The sequence below is a fragment of the Paenibacillus sp. GCM10012306 genome, from assembly GCF_042649265.1.
Taxonomy (GTDB): domain Bacteria; phylum Bacillota; class Bacilli; order Paenibacillales; family Paenibacillaceae; genus Paenibacillus_AQ.
In genome coordinates, this window is sequence record NZ_JBHRYW010000003.1 from 557,176 (window position 1) to 574,595 (window position 17,420).

General features: G+C 45.2%; 18 protein-coding genes. 17 read left to right on the top strand and 1 reads right to left on the bottom strand.

Features of this window, described 5'->3' with window-relative positions; translation table 11 throughout:
- The first annotated feature begins 3 nt into the window (after positions 1-3).
- The 10 genes from ACFORK_RS09840 (at position 4) to ACFORK_RS09885 (ending at position 9,808) form a co-directional block, all read left to right on the top strand.
- Complete coding sequence (locus ACFORK_RS09840; protein WP_379198590.1) at positions 4-633, top strand: response regulator; 630 nt, start codon at positions 4-6, stop codon at positions 631-633.
- A 252-nt stretch (positions 634-885) separates the two neighbouring features.
- Positions 886-1,926, top strand: coding sequence for a peptide-methionine (S)-S-oxide reductase MsrA (msrA, locus tag ACFORK_RS09845; protein WP_379198592.1), 1,041 nt, complete (start codon positions 886-888; stop codon positions 1,924-1,926).
- Between the two features lie 27 nt (positions 1,927-1,953).
- Entirely contained in the window at positions 1,954-2,415 is a 462-nt protein-coding gene (locus ACFORK_RS09850; protein WP_379198153.1) for a DinB family protein, read from the top strand.
- 125 nt (positions 2,416-2,540) lie between these two features.
- Positions 2,541-4,310, top strand: a complete 1,770-nt coding sequence (locus tag ACFORK_RS09855; RefSeq protein ID WP_379198155.1) for a methyl-accepting chemotaxis protein — start codon at positions 2,541-2,543, stop codon at positions 4,308-4,310.
- Positions 4,311-4,774: 464 nt separating this feature from the next.
- Positions 4,775-5,389, top strand: coding sequence for a cysteine hydrolase family protein (locus ACFORK_RS09860; RefSeq protein ID WP_379198157.1), 615 nt, complete (start codon positions 4,775-4,777; stop codon positions 5,387-5,389).
- A gap of 39 nt (positions 5,390-5,428) precedes the next feature.
- Complete coding sequence (locus ACFORK_RS09865; RefSeq protein ID WP_379198159.1) at positions 5,429-6,388, top strand: aldo/keto reductase; 960 nt, start codon at positions 5,429-5,431, stop codon at positions 6,386-6,388.
- 22 nt (positions 6,389-6,410) lie between these two features.
- Complete coding sequence (locus ACFORK_RS09870; RefSeq protein WP_379198161.1) at positions 6,411-6,842, top strand: organic hydroperoxide resistance protein; 432 nt, start codon at positions 6,411-6,413, stop codon at positions 6,840-6,842.
- Between the two features lie 142 nt (positions 6,843-6,984).
- Positions 6,985-7,560 (top strand): TetR/AcrR family transcriptional regulator, encoded by a 576-nt coding sequence (locus ACFORK_RS09875; RefSeq protein ID WP_379198163.1) that lies wholly within the window; start codon positions 6,985-6,987, stop codon positions 7,558-7,560.
- Between the two features lie 83 nt (positions 7,561-7,643).
- Positions 7,644-8,969 carry an MFS transporter gene (locus ACFORK_RS09880; RefSeq protein WP_379198165.1) on the top strand — a complete coding sequence of 442 codons (1,326 nt, stop codon included), beginning with the start codon at positions 7,644-7,646 and terminating at the stop codon, positions 8,967-8,969.
- A 17-nt stretch (positions 8,970-8,986) separates the two neighbouring features.
- The gene (locus ACFORK_RS09885) at positions 8,987-9,808 is read left to right on the top strand and encodes an enoyl-CoA hydratase/isomerase family protein (RefSeq protein WP_379198167.1); all 822 of its coding nucleotides are present in this window, start codon (positions 8,987-8,989) and stop codon (positions 9,806-9,808) included.
- Positions 9,809-9,994: 186 nt separating this feature from the next.
- Here ACFORK_RS09885 and ACFORK_RS09890 read toward each other — a convergent pair whose 3' ends face one another.
- Positions 9,995-10,678, bottom strand: coding sequence for a helix-turn-helix domain-containing protein (locus ACFORK_RS09890; RefSeq protein ID WP_379198169.1), 684 nt, complete (start codon positions 10,676-10,678; stop codon positions 9,995-9,997).
- Positions 10,679-10,948: 270 nt separating this feature from the next.
- On the opposite strand from ACFORK_RS09890, the gene ACFORK_RS09895 reads away from it, so the two are divergent.
- The 7 genes from ACFORK_RS09895 to ACFORK_RS09925 all read left to right on the top strand — a co-directional run bounded on the left by ACFORK_RS09895 (position 10,949) and on the right by ACFORK_RS09925 (position 17,333).
- A complete protein-coding gene (locus ACFORK_RS09895; protein ID WP_379198171.1) occupies positions 10,949-12,691 on the top strand; it encodes a glycoside hydrolase family 2 protein in 1,743 nt (580 codons plus the stop codon).
- Positions 12,692-12,804: 113 nt separating this feature from the next.
- Positions 12,805-13,368: a sigma-70 family RNA polymerase sigma factor gene (locus ACFORK_RS09900; RefSeq protein WP_379198173.1), complete on the top strand. Its 564-nt coding sequence runs from the start codon at positions 12,805-12,807 to the stop codon at positions 13,366-13,368.
- Positions 13,358-13,861: a DUF3600 domain-containing protein gene (locus tag ACFORK_RS09905; RefSeq protein ID WP_379198175.1), complete on the top strand. Its 504-nt coding sequence runs from the start codon at positions 13,358-13,360 to the stop codon at positions 13,859-13,861. The genes ACFORK_RS09900 and ACFORK_RS09905 overlap by 11 nt, the downstream gene beginning before the upstream one ends.
- A 289-nt stretch (positions 13,862-14,150) precedes the next feature.
- Entirely contained in the window at positions 14,151-14,711 is a 561-nt protein-coding gene (locus ACFORK_RS09910) for a TetR/AcrR family transcriptional regulator (RefSeq protein ID WP_379198177.1), read from the top strand.
- 207 nt (positions 14,712-14,918) lie between these two features.
- Positions 14,919-15,725 (top strand): aldo/keto reductase, encoded by an 807-nt coding sequence (locus ACFORK_RS09915; protein ID WP_379198179.1) that lies wholly within the window; start codon positions 14,919-14,921, stop codon positions 15,723-15,725.
- 53 nt (positions 15,726-15,778) lie between these two features.
- Entirely contained in the window at positions 15,779-16,321 is a 543-nt protein-coding gene (locus ACFORK_RS09920; RefSeq protein ID WP_379198181.1) for an NADPH-dependent FMN reductase, read from the top strand.
- Between the two features lie 130 nt (positions 16,322-16,451).
- The gene (locus tag ACFORK_RS09925; protein ID WP_379198594.1) at positions 16,452-17,333 is read left to right on the top strand and encodes a helix-turn-helix domain-containing protein; all 882 of its coding nucleotides are present in this window, start codon (positions 16,452-16,454) and stop codon (positions 17,331-17,333) included.
- The last annotated feature ends 87 nt before the right edge of the window (positions 17,334-17,420 follow it).

Below are 17,420 nucleotides of genomic sequence, written 5' to 3' on the forward strand. Positions count from 1 at the left end.
CTAATGCGGGAGGGTCTGGCGACCATCCTCAATTTGGAGCTAGGTATGGAAGTAGTTGGAACAGCCGTCGATGGACGGGATGCGTATGCCAAAGTAACAGAACTGCAGCCCGATGTCGTATTAATGGACATTCGTATGCCAGGTATGGACGGTGTGGAAGGCTCCGAGCTGATTCTCAGGCACTTTCCCGAGACGAAAATATTGATTTTGACCACATTTGATGATGCAGAACTGATACTGCAGGTACTGGAGAAGGGTGTGCATGGCTATTTGCTGAAGGACATGCCCTCTGAGGCTATCGTCAGCGCTATTCAAACGATATACAATGGAGGAACGGTCCTTCAGCCTGATATTACGGCCATGTTGCTGAAGGAGTTGAATAAAATGCCGGCTATCCCATCCGTGCAGCCACCATTACTTAGTGCGAATGACGATGTGCTGCTGGGGAGTCTGACTGATCGGGAGAAGGAAATCCTGGCTTTATTGGGTCTGGGCCTGAATAATAAGGAAATTGCCGACCAGCTGTTTATTTCGGAAGGGACAGTCAAGAACCACGTATCCAGCCTGATGGCCAAACTCGGGCTGCGCGACCGAACGCAGGCAGCGGTATTTTCAGTACGTCATTTTAGGTAACCGTATAGCATGACTTTTGGCAGGGGGGTGAAAATCCTCCTGTTAAATCGCTTAAAAAACAGTTTAGAATTCATCAAATTCATGAAAACCCGCACATTTGCTGCGGGTTTTTTCTTGATAAAATTCAAATTAAGAAAAAGGAGGTGGCTGGATTTGAAGTTCAAAAAAACTCGATATTTCGTATTACCCGTTGCTTTTACTGTCGTCATGGCCTATTCCTTCTATAATGCACCTATTAAATCCACAAACATGATGGAGGAACATAAACCTGTGAATATCGCTCATGCCAGTTCCACAACGAAATATGAAACCGCAGTTTTTGCAGGAGGTTGCTTCTGGCAGCTAGAGCCGTACTTTGAGGACCTCGAAGGCGTTCTGAGTGTGTCGACTGGTTATACCGGAGGTCATACTCAGGATCCGACCTATAACGAAGTATCTTCTGGAGGAACCGGACATCTCGAATCTGTGGAAATCCGTTATAATCCGAGTCAGATTTCGTATAACAAGCTACTTCAGGTATTCTGGCATAGCATTGACCCTACGAATGCAGACGGCCAGTTTGACAACCTCGGTCCACAGTATCACACCGCTGTGTTCTATAACAGCGAGGAGCAAAAAGCCGCCGCTGAAGCTTCCAGAGATGAAATTGCTATCTCCGGTAAATTTAAAAAGCCAATTGTAACCGAGATTGCGGCTGCAACTAAATTCTACATGGCGGAGGAAGAGCATCAGGACTACTATAAAAAAAATCCGATCAGTTATAAGATTACCCAGTTTGTATCGGGTCGAGACGCCTATTTGGACCGTACCTGGGGAGCAAAACTTACAGTAGCGGTGGCTGATCAGGTGGGCAACGAAAAGGACTTCAACAAAGCGGAGAGGCTAAAAACATTGACAAAGCTTCAATACAATGTAACCCAGAACGACGCAGATGAGCGACCGTTCGAGAATGAATATTGGGATAACAAGCAAGAAGGCATATACGTGGATATTGTGTCCGGTGAGCCGTTATTCAGCTCCAAAGACAAATTCGATGCCGGAACAGGCTGGCCCAGCTTCACACAGCCGCTAGACAAGGAGCATGTTCTGCTGAAAGAAAAAGGTGGCTTGTTCTCGGCAGCTACCCAGGTCAGAAGCCGGGATGCCGATTCATTCCTGGGCGATCTGTTTGAGGATGGTCCTGCGCCTACAGGGCTTAGATATTGTATCAACTCGGCAGCGTTGAAGTTCATTCCAAAAGCTGAACTTGAGGCCAAAGGCTACGGCGCATATGCCGGACAATTTGAAGAATAGGTTAACCATTATGAGGAGGCAGGAAACATGAGAACAGATTTTATTTTCGACATTTTGAAGAATCGTCATAATCAATTCATAGAGCTGGTTGCTGAGTGTCCGGAGGACAAACGTAAACTTGTGCCAGAAGGCTTCAAGAACAGCATTCATTGGCATATTGGTCATGTACTTACCGTGACAGAGTTCCATGTATTCGGTCTTTCGGAATTCGCACAGAATAAGAGGCTTCCTGCAAGCTACCAGGACTTTTTTGCTTATGGGACGAAACCCGCGGATTGGCAGGATGAACCGCCAGCTTGGGATGTGTTGATTGATCAATTAAGAAAACAACCAGACGAGATCCTTGAATTGCTGGTGGACAAGCTGGACGTACGGGTAAAAGAAAACTTTTTGAATGCCGAGACGTTTGGTGAGCTGATTGTTTCCACGGTGCTGCATGCGACCGATCATATCGGCTTTGTCTCTGCTATGCTGAAGACATTGAAATAATCATCCGAGTCCGATCCATGACAGCAGTTCAAAGAGTACTTTGGACTGCTGTTTTTTCATCCGATTTCAATATACGATATGCTGTTTTGGGGCTGAAACTTAAGGAGCTCTACGGGGGGATAATCATGAAAACAAAGGCAAAACCAAATACAAGACAACGGCGGTTCACCATCCGGAATAAATTACTGGTCGTCGCATTCGCAATCCTGAGCATTCCGGCATTGCTAATAGGAAGCATTAGTATCTGGATTTCAGACCGTGAGAGTAATTTGGAGACGGAGACTAATCTCCGAAACACGGTTCATATGGCTGCGGTGCTTATCGATTCGTTCGAGGATGCCACCAAAAAAGATGCCCTAAGCAAGGAAGAGGCACAAGAGAAGATGAAGCAAATGCTGCTTGGGCCAAAACAGCTGGATGGTACACGGACAATCAATACAAAAATAGATATTGGCAAACACGGGTATTTTTTTGTTCTAAACGACCAGGGTGATCTTGTTGCCCACCCGACCCAGGAAGGGGAGAGCTTTTGGAACAAGCAGACCATTGACGGCTTCTATCATATCCGGGATATGCTCCAAAAGGGGCAGCAGTCTGGGGGTGGAGTTACACTATACAGGTGGCCGCTACCAGACTCGGGAGCTGACGCTATGAAAATTGCATATTCGTTAAGGGAACCAAACTGGGGCTGGACGATTGTAGCTGGCTCCTATATCAAGGATTATAACGCAGGACAGCAACATATAGTCCAAGCCACTGTGTATTCGCTGGTGGGCTGCATTGCAATCGGCGGGATTATTGTTATTTTGCTTGCGAGGCGTCTTACCAGGCCGCTTGTCCAGTTGACGCAGCAGGCGAAACAGGTCGCCTCTGGGGATTTGTCTCAAAGAGCGATTGACATACATAGCCAGGACGAAATCGGTGACTTGTATACTTCTTTCCAGACCATGCATAGCAGATTAAGAGATCTGACGCAGGGGCTGTTGTCCCATGCTGATGCCCTGTCATCAGCCTCCCGCAATTTGTCCATCACCTTCGGGGAAACGACATCGGCAACAGACCAAATTTCTGTATCTGCACAAGAAGTGGCCTTGAGCAATGAAACACAAAAGAAAAGTCTGAAGGAGAGCACCTATGCCATGGAGGAGTTATCAGCCAGCGCACAGCGCATCACATCCACTTCATCAACAGCCTTTGAGGCTTCACAAGTTACCTTGAGTCATGCTGAACATGGAAACGAGCTGATTACACAGTCAGCGGAGCAAATGCTTGCCGTATCCACAACGGTGGGCGACCTCTCACTAATCGTCAATCAGTTGAAAGAGCGGTCGCATCAGATTGGCGAGATTATTGATACGATGACGACTATTTCGTCGCAAACCAATCTACTGGCGTTGAACGCAGCAATCGAGGCTGCACGGGCTGGCGAGGAAGGCAAAGGATTTGCAGTTGTTGCGGATGAGATCAGAAAGCTAGCGGAGCGTTCCAGGATATCCGCAATGGAAGTTACTGAACTGATTCAGGTCATTCTCGCTGACATTAATAAAGTCGCCACGGCTATGGATCAAGGGGATCAGGAGGTACAATCTGGCGTTGATTCCATCCGTCACTCAGGTGAGGCTTTCCAAAGAATTCTTCTTGCAACACGCAGCGCTGTGTATCACGTACAGGAGACCTCTGCTGCCGCCGAACAAATATCAGCAAGCTCTCAGGAGTTCAATGCTTCTCTGCAGGAGATTGATCGTATGGCGGCTTGGTCCAACGATCTGGCACAGACGATTTCCACCGCCACGGCCGGACAGCTCACAGCTATGGAAGAAATCTCCGCATCGGCGGACTCGATGAGCCAGATATCCGAAGAAATGCTTCTGCTCGTGAAACAGTTCAAGTTATAGCTTAGGCAACTTTGAAGAGCCATAAGATGACCTCTGACGCCACCATGCTCCAAAAATCGTCTGATGACGAATGAGTGGTCGAACAAAGACAAGCCATACTCCGTATTGATTAGGGCATGGCTTGTGGTGCCGGAAGAATCGGACTCTTAAGAAGGTTCCTATTCTCTTTTGTCGTCAAGAGATCGCTCGATGGGTCTACTGCCGATTTGATACCACTTATTATTTGAGAACGATCGGTAAAATTATTCTTGACCGATCGTTCTCAATATGTTAAATTTGCTTTGGAAGGAGGGAAGGGAGCCAAGATGCTCAACGCGGAATGGCTTGCTCATTATTTAACAATGCTCGTATAGGGATTCACGTTATGGTAAAAATATATCGGACAGAGAAATGACATTAAATTTATTGAAATGAATCTGTCTGTATTCAATTAAATCTGATCAATCAGAAGGGAATGTATATCCATGACAAAAGTATACGATCAAACAACAACAGGGCTCCTTTTAGTTGACCCTTACAATGATTTCTTATCACCGGAAGGCAAGAGTTTCCCACGTGCTAAAGAAGTAGCAGACTCCGTACACTTGCTTGAACATTTAAAAGAAATCGTTAACGCTGTGAGAGAAGCAGGCATTCAAGTTTTCTTTGTTCCTCACCACAGATCTGAACCCGATGATTTTGAAAATTGGTTGTACCCAACACCTTATCAGCTTGGGGTTAAAGAAAGACAGACATTTGCTAAAGGTTCATGGGGCGGGGAATTCCATCCGGATTTTCAACCTCAGAAGAGCGATGTAATTATTAAAGAGCACTGGGGCAGCAGCGGGTTCGCAAACACTGACCTGGATCATCAACTTAAAATGCATGGTGTACAAAAGATAATCGTTGTAGGTTTGTTGGCGAATACGTGCATCGAAGCGACAGCACGCTTTGGCATGGAGCTTGGTTATCATGTCACACTTGTTAAAGATGCAACAGCTGCTTTCAGTAAAGAAGCTATGCGTGTCGCGCATGAAATTAATGGCCCTACCTTTGCACATGCCATTCTAACAACAAAAGAACTTCTTGCTGAGATGTAATAGCTTATAGACCTTACTTTAGAAGGGGAGAGATGTACCATGAAAACTGTTCAGCTAAAAAACACTAATATCCCGGCTGTGGCCCTAGGAACCTGGTCTTGGGGGACCGGTGCTAACGGAGGGGATGCAATTTTTGGGAATAACCTGATGGACCAGGATCTAAAGCCCATATTTAATGAGGCAATGAATGCCGGATTGAATCTTTGGGATACGGCCGCAGTTTATGGCATGGGCGCTTCAGAAACGATTCTAGGAAAATTCATTCTTGGGAGAGATGATGTCCTGCTCTCAACGAAATTCACACCGATGGGAGATCAGTCAGACGATGCTGTTGAACAGTCCTTCGCAGGAAGCTTAAAGCGCCTTGGAAAGGATCATGTGGATATTTATTGGATTCACAATCCTAAAAACGTTCGGCGTTGGACTTCCAAACTGATCCCGTTAATGAAAAGCGGAAAAGTCAAATATGTAGGTGTTTCTAATCACAGCTTAGAGGAGATTAAGATCGCGGTGGACATATTGGCACAAGAGGGACTTCAGCTCTCTGCCGTCCAAAACCATTACAGTCTACTCTATCGCTCCTCAGAAGAAGCAGGCATCATTGAGTATTGCAAAGCCAATGACTTGCTATTTTTCTCCTATATGGTATTAGAACAAGGGGCTTTGACCGGTAAATATAGTGCGCAGAATCCTTTTAAGGCTGGAACCCGAAGAGGAGACGCCTTCAATGAAGAGGTATTTACCAAATTAGAAGATCTGATCGAAGTGATGCGAGAAATCGGTTCCCGGCATCAAGTTAATCCTGCTGAAGTCGCTATTGCCTGGGCAATCACTAAGGGAACAGTACCGATTATCGGAGTGACTAAACCATCGCATATCGCCAGTGCTATATCTGCCGTTGACGTCAAGTTGACGAATAAGGAAATTGAAGACCTGGAACAAGCCGCTAAAGCGAGCGATGTGGAAATTCGAGGTTCATGGGAAAATAGCATGATCTAATATTGAAAAGGAGAGATCGAAAATGAATAAAATAGAAAAGAAATTGTATACAGCTACTGTGATGGTGGAAGGCGGAAGAGAAGGCAAAGCGGTGTCCAGCGATGGCATCCTTGATATTGACTTAAAAGTTCCTAAGGAAATGGGAGGCCCCGGCGGAGACGGAACCAACCCTGAGCAACTGTTCGCAGCTGGATTTGCCGCATGCTTTGAAGGTGCGCTGGGTGTTGTTCTGAGAAAACATAGAATCAGATCGGAAGGTATAAAAATAACGTCACATGTTACGATCGGCAAAGATGCAAATGACGGCTTTGTCTTGTCAGTAAACATGGACATCGCTATTAAGGGTGTAGAAACGAGCATTGCGAAACAAATCGTCGAGGAAGCTCACGATGTTTGCCCTTATGCTCGGGCAACCCGCGGTAATATCGAAGTCATCACGAACGTGGTAGGTTAATCTGATCTTAGAGTATGGATTATAGAGTTTACGATGATTGCAAAAATATCGAGGTTAAATGGTTTTAAATTTAAGAACGACCATTCGAAGGGGTTTTTGAATGATCGTTCTTAAATTGATTATTTTAGAAAGGAGGGGCAAGATGGCTCGACCCAAAGAATTCGATGAAGATGTCGTTCTGCTCAAAGCCATGCATTTATTCTGGGAACAAGGATATGAGAAGACCTCCATGCAGGAACTGGTCTCCCATATGGGTATTCATAAAGGGAGCCTATACGATACCTTTGGCGATAAAAGGTCCTTGTTCATTACAAGCCTAAAGCGCTATTCCGATATGCTCGAGCAATCGGTAACGCGAAGGCTGGCGGCAACCCGTACAGCCAAGGAAGCGATCCGGTTGTTGTTCGAAATAGCTATTCAACAGCGGGAAGAGTTACCCGACGGCTGTCTCATCACGAATACCGCAGTTGAGTTGGCCATGAATGATGACGAAGCCAGAGAATGTGTTCAACTGAATTGGAGCTTCACGGAACGGTTGATATGCGACCTGATAGTAAAGGGCCAACGATCGGGAGAACTTTCCAAGACTCTCCAATCGGAACAACTGTCTTCTTTTTTGAATAATGCCTTAATCGGACTTCGCGTTATGGTGAAGTCGAGCACGGACAAGGAAAAATTAGAAGGCATCGTAGAGATGAATATGTCTTTATTGGAATGACGCGGTTTTACTTTTTAAATAGAATCACGTGATGAAAGAAAGACTACATCAAGGAATAAACAACACGATAGGACGGTATTCACATGAAAGACAAGATCGTCATACTGGTATGGACAATCGGCACGTTCATCGTCATTATGAACACGACAATGTTTAATGTCTCCATTCCAAGCATCATTCGGGATATAGGAGTTTCAGCGGACCTCGGCTCCTGGATTGTTTCCAGTTACTCGATAGGCTACGCCTTGTCAACGGTCATTTATAGTAGGCTTTCCGACACGCTGCCGATTCGAAGATTGTTGTCAGTCGGGCTCGTGATACTCGGGCTATCTTCCGTTTTCGGCATATTCGCGAATAGTTTTCACACATTGCTAATAGCGCGGATCGCACAGTCCGCCGGTGCCGGTTCTATGGCGGGACTCGGTCTCATCATCGCCAGCCGATATGTTCCTTACGAAAGACGCGGTAGAGCGATTTCTATGATATCTGCGGGATCTGCTATGGCATTCGGGCTTGGTCCAATTATAGGTGGACTGATCAGCGAGTACATCGGTTGGAACGGTTTGTTTGCCATCACTTGCCTCGTGCTTGTACTTCTTCCGATTTTGCTGCGTTTGCTCCCTAAAGAGCAGCCCAAGCCGTTTAAGTTTGACATCACAGGTGCCCTTCTGACCGTCGTGAATGCCGTGACGATTTTGACAGCCGTATCGCAGCGCTCGATCGTATGGCTGGGTGCGGGCCTGTTATCGATTGCGGTCCATGCTGCCTACCTCAAACGTGCCAAGGCATCATTCATCAATCCAGCTGTATTGGCTTTACCCGCGTATCGAAAATTGCTTGTAGTTGGATTCTGCATTCTGTTCATGAATCTCGGCAATCTGTTTTTAATGCCGCTTGCGCTAGCGAACCTATTCGGCAGATCACCGCTGGAAATCGGCTTTACGATCGCGCCGGGGGCTGTTTTATCCACCATCCTCACGAGTTTCGTAGGACGCTGGATCGACCGCTACGGAAATTTGCGGTTTCTGTTGATCGGGCAAGTCATTTTGGCTTTGGTATTGATCACTTTTTGGACGAGCCTCGGCGTGTCTTCGGCTGTCATTCTCTTCGGGTATCTTTTCTTCTCTCCGGCAGTCTCGACCTCATTATCGTCTTTAAATAACGAAGCCTCTCGTATTTTGCCTGCTGAGCTGATCGGTTCGGGTATGGGCTTTATGCAGCTAATTCAATTTTTCGGCGGTTCATTTTCCGTTGCCGTTTGCGGAATGCTACTTACTTTTCAAGATAAGGTTTCGCTGGTTCATGCGTACAAATATGTGTATGTAGTCTTAACTGTGATCAGCATTTGCTCATTAATCGTGCTGCTGCGGTACTATGTATCCGGTCGTCAACACGCCCAATCCAATTAAAAAAAGGAGAATTTGATATGAATGCAAACACTCAACTAACTGTCAATCGCAAAACGCCTGCTTACTGGCGCATAACGTTTCATAATCCACCGATTAATTTGGTCGATCCTGATACGGTGTATGAGCTTTTGGAGCTCATGGATCAGATCGAGAGTGACCCCGAGTTGAAGGTCGTCGTATTCGATAGCGCCGATCCTGATTTTTTTATCTCTCACTATGACATGACACGCGCCGGAGAGAAACAAAAAACGCCGAAAGACATCGAACTCCCAGCGCTAATTGACTTCACGACACGGCTTTCCAAATCTTCGGTTGTCAGTATCGTTGAAATTCGGGGCCGGATCCGTGGAGTCGGCAGCGAGTTTGCCCTTGCATGCGACATGCGGTTTGCCAGCCTAGAGAAAGCCGTCTTCGGACAGCCGGAACTGGCAGTCGGTGTCGTGCCGGGTACTGGTGCGATTGAGCGATTGTCACGTCTATCAGGTCGTGCGCGAGCGTTGGAAATAGTCCTGGGAGCGAACGATTATGATGCCTTGACGGCGGAACGTTACGGATGGATAAACAGAGCGATCACCGACTCGGAATTGGGGGGATTCGTGGAAAACTTGGCTCTAAGAATTTCAGCCATGGATCGCCAGGTGTTAACTGATGCTAAAAACCTAATCAATCGTATCGGATTACCCGAGACTTCGGAATTACAAGAATCTAGATCGGCATTTATCAAGGGAGCTATGTCCCCAGGAACGCAGGAAAAAGTTTCGAAAGCAATAGCACTCGGATTTGGACAACAAGGGGACTTTGAGCTTAATTTAGGGCAACGATTGCTGGACGTAAATTAAGCTGAGTGCTAGGCAACGGATAGATCCCTCGCATCTTCAGATGAACGAAAAGGAGCACATTAGGTTTTCAACCGTGTGCTCCTTTTCTATTTTGTCTAATGACACAAAATCTAAAACCACGAAAACATCGCACCATATGGGCAGTTTGATAACTTTTCTAAACTTATGAGAGAAGAGAAGATAGAATTATTGCCCAACATCAGACCTTCCTCTGTATTCACTTGGAGTTAGACCTACGAACTTTTTGAATTGCCGCATAAAATGTACGTCGTTCTCATAACCGCAAATGCCAGAAATATGGCTGATTGTATACGATGTGTTCTTCAATAAATAGGAGGCATACCCTAGTCTGTTAAGGATGATATCGTTAATTACCGGTATGCCGAAGATTTGCTTGTACATATGCTGAAAATAAGACCTGCTCATATTCATCTTATCTGCCAAGAATTCGACAGTATACCAAGTAGTAGGAGAGCTGAACACTTCATTTCTCAGGTTTAAGAACGAATCATAGTATTTACTAATTTGATTGTGGGGCTCCACATGATTTCGAATATCGCTAAGCTTCATGAACAGAGAACGAATGGTATAATCGATAATCTCATTGCGAAAGGTTCCGTTCTGCAGATTCTCCCAATGAATCTCATTCACTTTTCTGGAAATATAGAAGGGATCGTGTGCTCTGATTAAGGTATCCAGAGGCAGATTCAGCCGAGCAAAAAAAGCATCTGCAGCCTCCATCTCAAAATGGAACCAGTCATGGATCAGAGGACGTTCGGCATCTCGGTAGAAATAGGGGCTGTTTTTGTTAAAAATAATAAAGGAATTTGGTTCAGCAAATACCGTTTGTGATTGAATTCTAAGCTCCATTCTGCTCCGGAATAATATAAAGACGTAATCCCCTGACCCGGCCGGTCGGTCGACGGTAAAGCCCTCAGGATGGATTACATTATATCCACACCGCTTTAAGTGTATCAATGGATTTCGCTCCTTAATAGGATAATAGATCAGTCATTAGATAGGATAAATCATTTTCTTTCTCTGAACAAGATAGTAATCTGTGAAAGGAATACAGATAATACTTCAGTGACCAGAGAGAGGAACGATGCAATAGTGAACGCAGCAGCTACGAAATTTTATATGAGAAACTATCCGAGACCCCAATTTGTACGGAGCCAGTGGCTGGATCTGAACGGGGAGTGGGATTTCAGCTTCGATGATGACAAAGTCGGCGTTGCCGAACGTTGGATGGACCATTTTCCGGCCGCACTCAAAATAAACGTTCCGTTTACCTATGAAACTAAGGCGAGCGGGATCGGCAACGAGAAATTTCATCCACAGATCTGGTATCGGAGAAACCTGACGCTTTCTCCAGAGGCGGTAGGGAAACGGACGATATTGCATTTTGAAGGTGTGGATTATAAAGCTACCTGCTGGGTGAACGGTAGTTTTGCGGGGGAGCATGAAGGAGCGTACGCCCGTTTTTCATTTGACATAACCGATCTGCTGGGGCAAAACGGCGAAAATGAGATTGTACTGAAGGTGGAAGACAGCCACAGCTGTCTGCAGCCCCGGGGCAAGCAACGCTGGGCCGGCCGGAACCATGACTCGTTCTATGTACAGACAACAGGTATTTGGAAAAGCGTCTGGCTCGAACATGTCCATGAAACCCATCTGGATCTGGTGAAAATGACGCCGGACATTGACCGCCAAATGATCCGCTTTGATTTTCGCATGCACGGTACGACAAACAAGAAGGATCTCCGGCTAGATACAGAAATTACATTTAAGGGCGAAACGGTAAGAAAGCTGAGTCTTTCGGCCGACAGCGCCTGGCTAACGGTGGAAACCAGCATGATGAACGGCATTAACGGACCTTGGCTGCAAAACCTGTGGTCACCGGGCAATCCGAATCTGTTTGACGTGGAATTTGTGCTGTACGAAGGCGAACGAGAAATCGACCGGGTGGGTTCTTATTTCGGCATGCGCAAAATCTCGATCAAAGACGGCCAAATCCTGCTGAACAATATTCCCCTATACCAAAGATTGATCCTGGATCAGGGTTACTGGACTGAAAGCCATCTGACGCCTCCGTCTGAAGAAGCGCTAATTGAAGATCTCGAAACGATTGCCAAGATGGGCTATAACGGTGTGCGCAAGCATATGAAAATCGAAGACGCCCGGTTCCTGTACTGGTGCGATGTTAAAGGTATGCTGGTCTGGTCTGAAATGGCGGCAGCTTATGAATATAATGATGAGGCCGTGGAGCGTTTTACCAAGGAATGGCTGGAGGTCGTGCAGCAGCAGTACAATCATCCCTGCATTATTACCTGGGTGCCTTTTAACGAATCCTGGGGCATTCAAAATATTCTCCATGACGTGCGGCAGCAGAAATTTACGGAAGGCATTTATCATTTGACCAAATCCTTTGATCCGTATCGCCCGGTTATCACCAATGACGGATGGGAGCACACCGTTTCTGATATTTTGACCCTCCATGATTATGTGGAGCGGGGCGAAGACTTGTACAATACTTACAAGGATAAAGACTCGATCACAGGTAGCAGCGGTACGTACAACGAGTGGAAATTCGCATTCGCCCAGGGCTACAGTTATAAAGGCCAGCCCATTATCATCAGCGAGTTTGGAGGAATTGCTTTCAAGGGTGAAAAGGGTTGGGGGTACGGCAATCAGGTGGATAGCGAGGAAGCTTTCCTGGAGCGGTTTGGCAGCATAACCGGAGCGATTAGAGCCATACCGTTTATTTCTGGCTATTGTTATACACAAATTACGGACGTGCAGGATGAGGTAAACGGCCTGTTGACCGAAGACCGTAAACCGAAAGTACCGTTGGAGAAGATTCGGGAGATTAATTTGGGATAGAGGCCCGATTCAAAGAGCTATTTAACTATTGTCAAAAAAAGTTTATTCTCTTACTGAACCTTTTTCCCCACGGGAGCGAATTAAGAGTTGTAACATGTTCAGGAGGGGCCCCCATGAATGATAAAGAGTTACTCTCGTGGCTTGAAAAAGCGACATTAGGCGACGAGTCATCTTTTCATCTTGTCTATCAAGCGACTCACCAAGACGTCTATCGGACGGTTGCTTTTCTCGTCTACAACAAACAGGACATTGAGGATATCGTAAATGAAGTTTACATGCGCTTGTGGCGGTCGTTTGACAAATACGACCCGAGCCGGCCGTTTCGATTTTGGTTGCACGGAATCACAGTCCGTCTTGTCCAGGATTGGAAAAGAAAGGCCTGGCGGCGAATTCGTCTATTTGAACGAAACCGCCAGATGACTTGTGAACAGCTTGACTGGACAGACAAAGCTGTCTTGCAGTCCGAAATGCAGCAAGATCTGTTCAGTCTTGTCCACCAGTTATCGTACAAACTACGCGTGGTCGTCATCCTGCGCTATTTTCACGACTATACCATGGAAGAAATCGCTGACATGCTGCAGATCCCCGTGGGCACAGTGAAATCCAGGCATCATCTGGCACTGAAAGAACTCCGGAAACGATTCGAAATGGCGGGAGGAGACGCATATGTCCATTGACAAGGAATTGCGTGAGGAGCTTCGCCAGGCTGCAGATTCGATGCACTGCCCACCGGGATTGTATGGACGTGTCAAGCAGTCCTATCAAGACTATGTGAGCGAAAAGAGAGGTAGATCTCCCATGAAAAAACGCATACTGACAAGTATTGTCGCAGTAGCAATCCTGATTCCGTCTGCCGCACTAGCTGCTTCTTATCTGGCCGATGATATTTTCGGTTCTTCTGCGGCCATTGAACAGCGCGGTGGTACACAAGAAGACTATCAAGAGATTGAAGAATTCATTCAGGCCGCAAAAGGTAAGCTCACCAAAGACGAATTCAAGGAGTATGTGGAGCTGACCAAGCAATTGATGCAATTAAAGCTGAAGATCACCGATGAAAAGGGGATCCCGCATGAGGAGAAGCTGACCAAAGAAGAACAGCAGCAGTGGCAGCAGCTCGCCTCCAAACTGGGTCCGTACTTCGAGAAGATTAACGAAACCGCCAATCCGTAAGAAAATGCAGGGACCCGTCCGAGGTGGATGAGGTCCTTTTTCTTGTCCAGGAAGTTTAGTGTTATCACAGCGCCAACCGTGGCACGAGAATACTAGGTGTTTCGATACCAGAATGTGTTAAAATATGTTATTGACTTCATTAAGGTGGCGATTAGAATCAATCCATTATTAATAAGTGACCTGCTGGATATCAATGAACCTGCCGATCATCAGTTGATGTAATATAAGTGCTTTGATACACTATGAGGACAGCAATTTTAGAGAGTGGTAGGTGTTTGAATTGACAACAATGCGTAAAAATGCGCGGCAGCGCATCTTAGAAGTGGCTTGCGATATGTTTTATCACAAAGGTATACGTTCGGTAGGTGTTGATACAATTGTTGAGAAATCCGGAGTTGGCAAGGCGACCCTTTATCGCCATTTTCCAACCAAAGATGATTTAATAGCCGCATACCTCTTGGAATTGGAAAGACATGACTGGAAACAATTTGACGAAGTAATTGCAAAGCATGAGGGATCCCCAAAAGAGCAATTGTTAGCTTTTATCGATGTAATTGTGAATACAATGATGAGTCCCGATTATCGTGGCTGTGCTTTTTCAAACGCGCTTGCGGAATTTCCCGAAGAGAGTCATTTTGTCAAGCAATTGACTGTTGAATACAACTCTGCAATGCGTTTACGCTTGAACCAATTGACTCGGCAGGCCGGTGCGAAAAATGAAATTTTGACGGATCAACTGATGCTTGTAATCACTGGAGCACTGTCGTTAGCTCATGCACTGGGCTCTGCCGGTCCGGCATCCCAACTCAAAGCACTTGCAACACATTTGATTGATTTGCATATAGCTTAAATCCTTAATTAAGAGATCATAATATATACACTCCTAAGAATACCATTGAATCTAATGTTCATTCTAAGGGGTGTATTTTTAAATTTTCATGACTCTTGACACAGAACAAGACTGTATTGTATTCTAAATTCGGAACAGAACAGTTCTGTTCCGTTTAAAATGGTGTTTAGCACCATTATATATAAAACGAATAAAGGAGAACATACGATGTCAGAAACTATTTCTGCAGCACATGCGGGCACTATTTCAATAGGTGATTTCACTGTCAATCGAATTGGCTTGGGCACCAACCGCATCACCAACACACCGGATGCACATAATTTACTTAAACGTGCGCTAGAACTAGGCATCAATTTTATTGACACAGCACATCTCTATGGTGATGGAGAAAGCGAGGAAGGTATTGCCAGCGCACTTGTACCTTACGGTAACGGCCTATTGGTGGCTACAAAAGGTGGTGCGAAAGGGAATGACCCCCAACAATTACGGCGCGAGTTGGAAGATAGTTTGAAGAGACTCAAAGTAGACCGCATTGACCTTTATCAACTCCACCGTGTAGATGCTAATATTCCACTGGAAGAAACGATACAGTTGCTTAAAAGCTTCCAAGATGAAGGGCTTATTAAGCACATTGGCTTGTCTGAGGTAACGGTTGAGCAGCTTCAACTGGCACTGCAAATTGCACCGATAGTTAGCGTTCAGAACGAATTCAATGTGTTCAATCGCAAATATGAGGATCTTGTAAACTTTTGTACCGAACACCAGATTGTCTTCATTCCTTGGTTCCCTTTGGGTGGCTTGTTTGGTGATACTGCCAAGGTAGAAGAAAGGGTAGCAGATATCGCCCGCAAATTGAATGCTACAACGCAGCAGGTGGCATTAAAATGGCTGCTCCAGCGCTCACCTATAATTTTACCGATTCCTGGGACACTTTCTCCTGTTCACTTGGAAGACAATCTGCGTGCAGCCACTCTCGAACTAAGTGAGGAAGATTACGCAGCTCTAACAAACTAATTAGAGAAACAATGCACTAGGCAATAACAAATTCGTAACCAACGGAGGTAATTATGAAAGTTGCTGCTATTGTAGGAAGTATCCGAAAAGATTCTTATAACCTTAAGCTTGCTCAATTTATCAAGAAGCGTTACGGCGATAAGTTTGATCTTGAAATCCTAAGCCTTAACTTACCGTTTTATGACCAAGATATTGAGAATGATCCACCTGAAGCCGTTCGGGAATTTAAAAATCAAGTGGCCGATGCAGATGCAGTGTTGTGGGTGACGCCAGAATACAATGGTACGATTCCGGGTGTGCTAGGGAATGCCATCGATTGGTTGTCCCGTGTGGACAGAGTGATGAATGGTAAACCATCATGGATCGTCGGAGCCTCTATGGGTAATTTAGGAACCGTTAAAGCCCAATTGCATTTGCGCGAAATTTTATTCTCCTTTGGTATTTCATCTCCGCTTCTTCCTGGAAATGAAGTCTATATAGGGGCCGTTCATGAAAAATTTGATGAAGCGGGTAATCTAACGCACGAGCCGACAATTCAGTTTTTGGATTCCGTGGTAGATAACTTCTTGACTTGGTTTAATCAAAATAATCGATAATTCAAATATGATATTAAAAGGAGTTGTTCAACGGTCCATTAAGGGACTTAAGGACAACTCCTTTTATTAATAATAACAACTGGGGCAATAATACTCGAATCAAAGCTATTCAGGAGCTGTGGGAGTGGATATGAAAATGAAGCCTGAAAAATTTTCTACAATTGACGTAAAACCGATTATTTCAAGCGATAGTCAGGGATGGAATAAAATTAAGCTATCCAAGTGGGATGATATTTCTCCCCATCAAGCATACGATACCTCACTGGATTCCAAACATCTTATAACAATACATGGTTCTTCGGAGCCGGTTAAAATAAATCATTTTGAAAATTCAGGAGTGAATGAAGGTCTTACGAAACCAGGCGACATTCAAATAATGCCATCTGGTCAAAACACATATTGCCAATGGGAGCAAGCGATATCTTTTTTGAAAATGGAAATCACACCTTCTTATATGGATGAAGTTGCGTATGAATCAGGATTAGGATGGACAGGCCATATTGAATTAGATCATAAATTTCTTGTGCAAGACCCTAAATTGCTGCAGCTTAGCCAGTGGATGTTTGAAGAGCTCAGTAATAACGGGGCAAGCGGAAAATTATATATAGATTCTTTAGCGAACATGACGATTATTCATTTGCTTCAGCATTACACGACAAGCTCCCAAAAATGTTTGAAACCCAAACATGTGACCAACCAGCAAATCTCCTTGGTTATTGAATACATGCATGCTCACCTTGAAAAGGACATTTCTCTTGATGAAATATCTGCCGTAGCAAATGTTAGCACATCCCATCTTGTTCGGCTCTTTAAGCAGCACACCGGGTTTACGCCGCACCAGTACTTAATTCAGCTACGGATCGAACGATCTAAGTTTTTGATTCGGTGCGGAAAAATGAGTTTTAAAGAGATAGCGGCTCAAGTCGGGTTTTCAGATCAAGGCCATTTCACCAAACTTTTTAAGCGGACGGTTGGTTTAACACCTATGCAATTTGCCAATATATCACGGTAACAAAAAGCCAGTTGTGACAGTTGTTTTGTTGAGCATTTTATACAAATACTAACGCCTTTTGCTCAATCCTTCATAGCCGTATAAGAC

Coding starts and splice junctions, on each gene's coding strand:
- ACFORK_RS09885 (WP_379198167.1), top strand. CDS start 8,987: ATGAATGCAAACACTCAACTAACTGTCAATCGCAAAACGCCTGCTTAC.
- msrA (WP_379198592.1), top strand. CDS start 886: ATGGAGGAACATAAACCTGTGAATATCGCTCATGCCAGTTCCACAACG.
- ACFORK_RS09860 (WP_379198157.1), top strand. CDS start 4,775: ATGACAAAAGTATACGATCAAACAACAACAGGGCTCCTTTTAGTTGAC.
- ACFORK_RS09870 (WP_379198161.1), top strand. CDS start 6,411: ATGAATAAAATAGAAAAGAAATTGTATACAGCTACTGTGATGGTGGAA.
- ACFORK_RS09895 (WP_379198171.1), top strand. CDS start 10,949: ATGAGAAACTATCCGAGACCCCAATTTGTACGGAGCCAGTGGCTGGAT.
- ACFORK_RS09855 (WP_379198155.1), top strand. CDS start 2,541: ATGAAAACAAAGGCAAAACCAAATACAAGACAACGGCGGTTCACCATC.
- ACFORK_RS09890 (WP_379198169.1), bottom strand. CDS start 10,678: ATGGAGCTTAGAATTCAATCACAAACGGTATTTGCTGAACCAAATTCC.
- ACFORK_RS09880 (WP_379198165.1), top strand. CDS start 7,644: ATGAAAGACAAGATCGTCATACTGGTATGGACAATCGGCACGTTCATC.
- ACFORK_RS09905 (WP_379198175.1), top strand. CDS start 13,358: ATGTCCATTGACAAGGAATTGCGTGAGGAGCTTCGCCAGGCTGCAGAT.
- ACFORK_RS09850 (WP_379198153.1), top strand. CDS start 1,954: ATGAGAACAGATTTTATTTTCGACATTTTGAAGAATCGTCATAATCAA.
- ACFORK_RS09920 (WP_379198181.1), top strand. CDS start 15,779: ATGAAAGTTGCTGCTATTGTAGGAAGTATCCGAAAAGATTCTTATAAC.
- ACFORK_RS09865 (WP_379198159.1), top strand. CDS start 5,429: ATGAAAACTGTTCAGCTAAAAAACACTAATATCCCGGCTGTGGCCCTA.
- ACFORK_RS09840 (WP_379198590.1), top strand. CDS start 4: ATGCGGGAGGGTCTGGCGACCATCCTCAATTTGGAGCTAGGTATGGAA.
- ACFORK_RS09925 (WP_379198594.1), top strand. CDS start 16,452: ATGAAAATGAAGCCTGAAAAATTTTCTACAATTGACGTAAAACCGATT.
- ACFORK_RS09910 (WP_379198177.1), top strand. CDS start 14,151: ATGCGTAAAAATGCGCGGCAGCGCATCTTAGAAGTGGCTTGCGATATG.
- ACFORK_RS09875 (WP_379198163.1), top strand. CDS start 6,985: ATGGCTCGACCCAAAGAATTCGATGAAGATGTCGTTCTGCTCAAAGCC.
- ACFORK_RS09900 (WP_379198173.1), top strand. CDS start 12,805: ATGAATGATAAAGAGTTACTCTCGTGGCTTGAAAAAGCGACATTAGGC.
- ACFORK_RS09915 (WP_379198179.1), top strand. CDS start 14,919: ATGTCAGAAACTATTTCTGCAGCACATGCGGGCACTATTTCAATAGGT.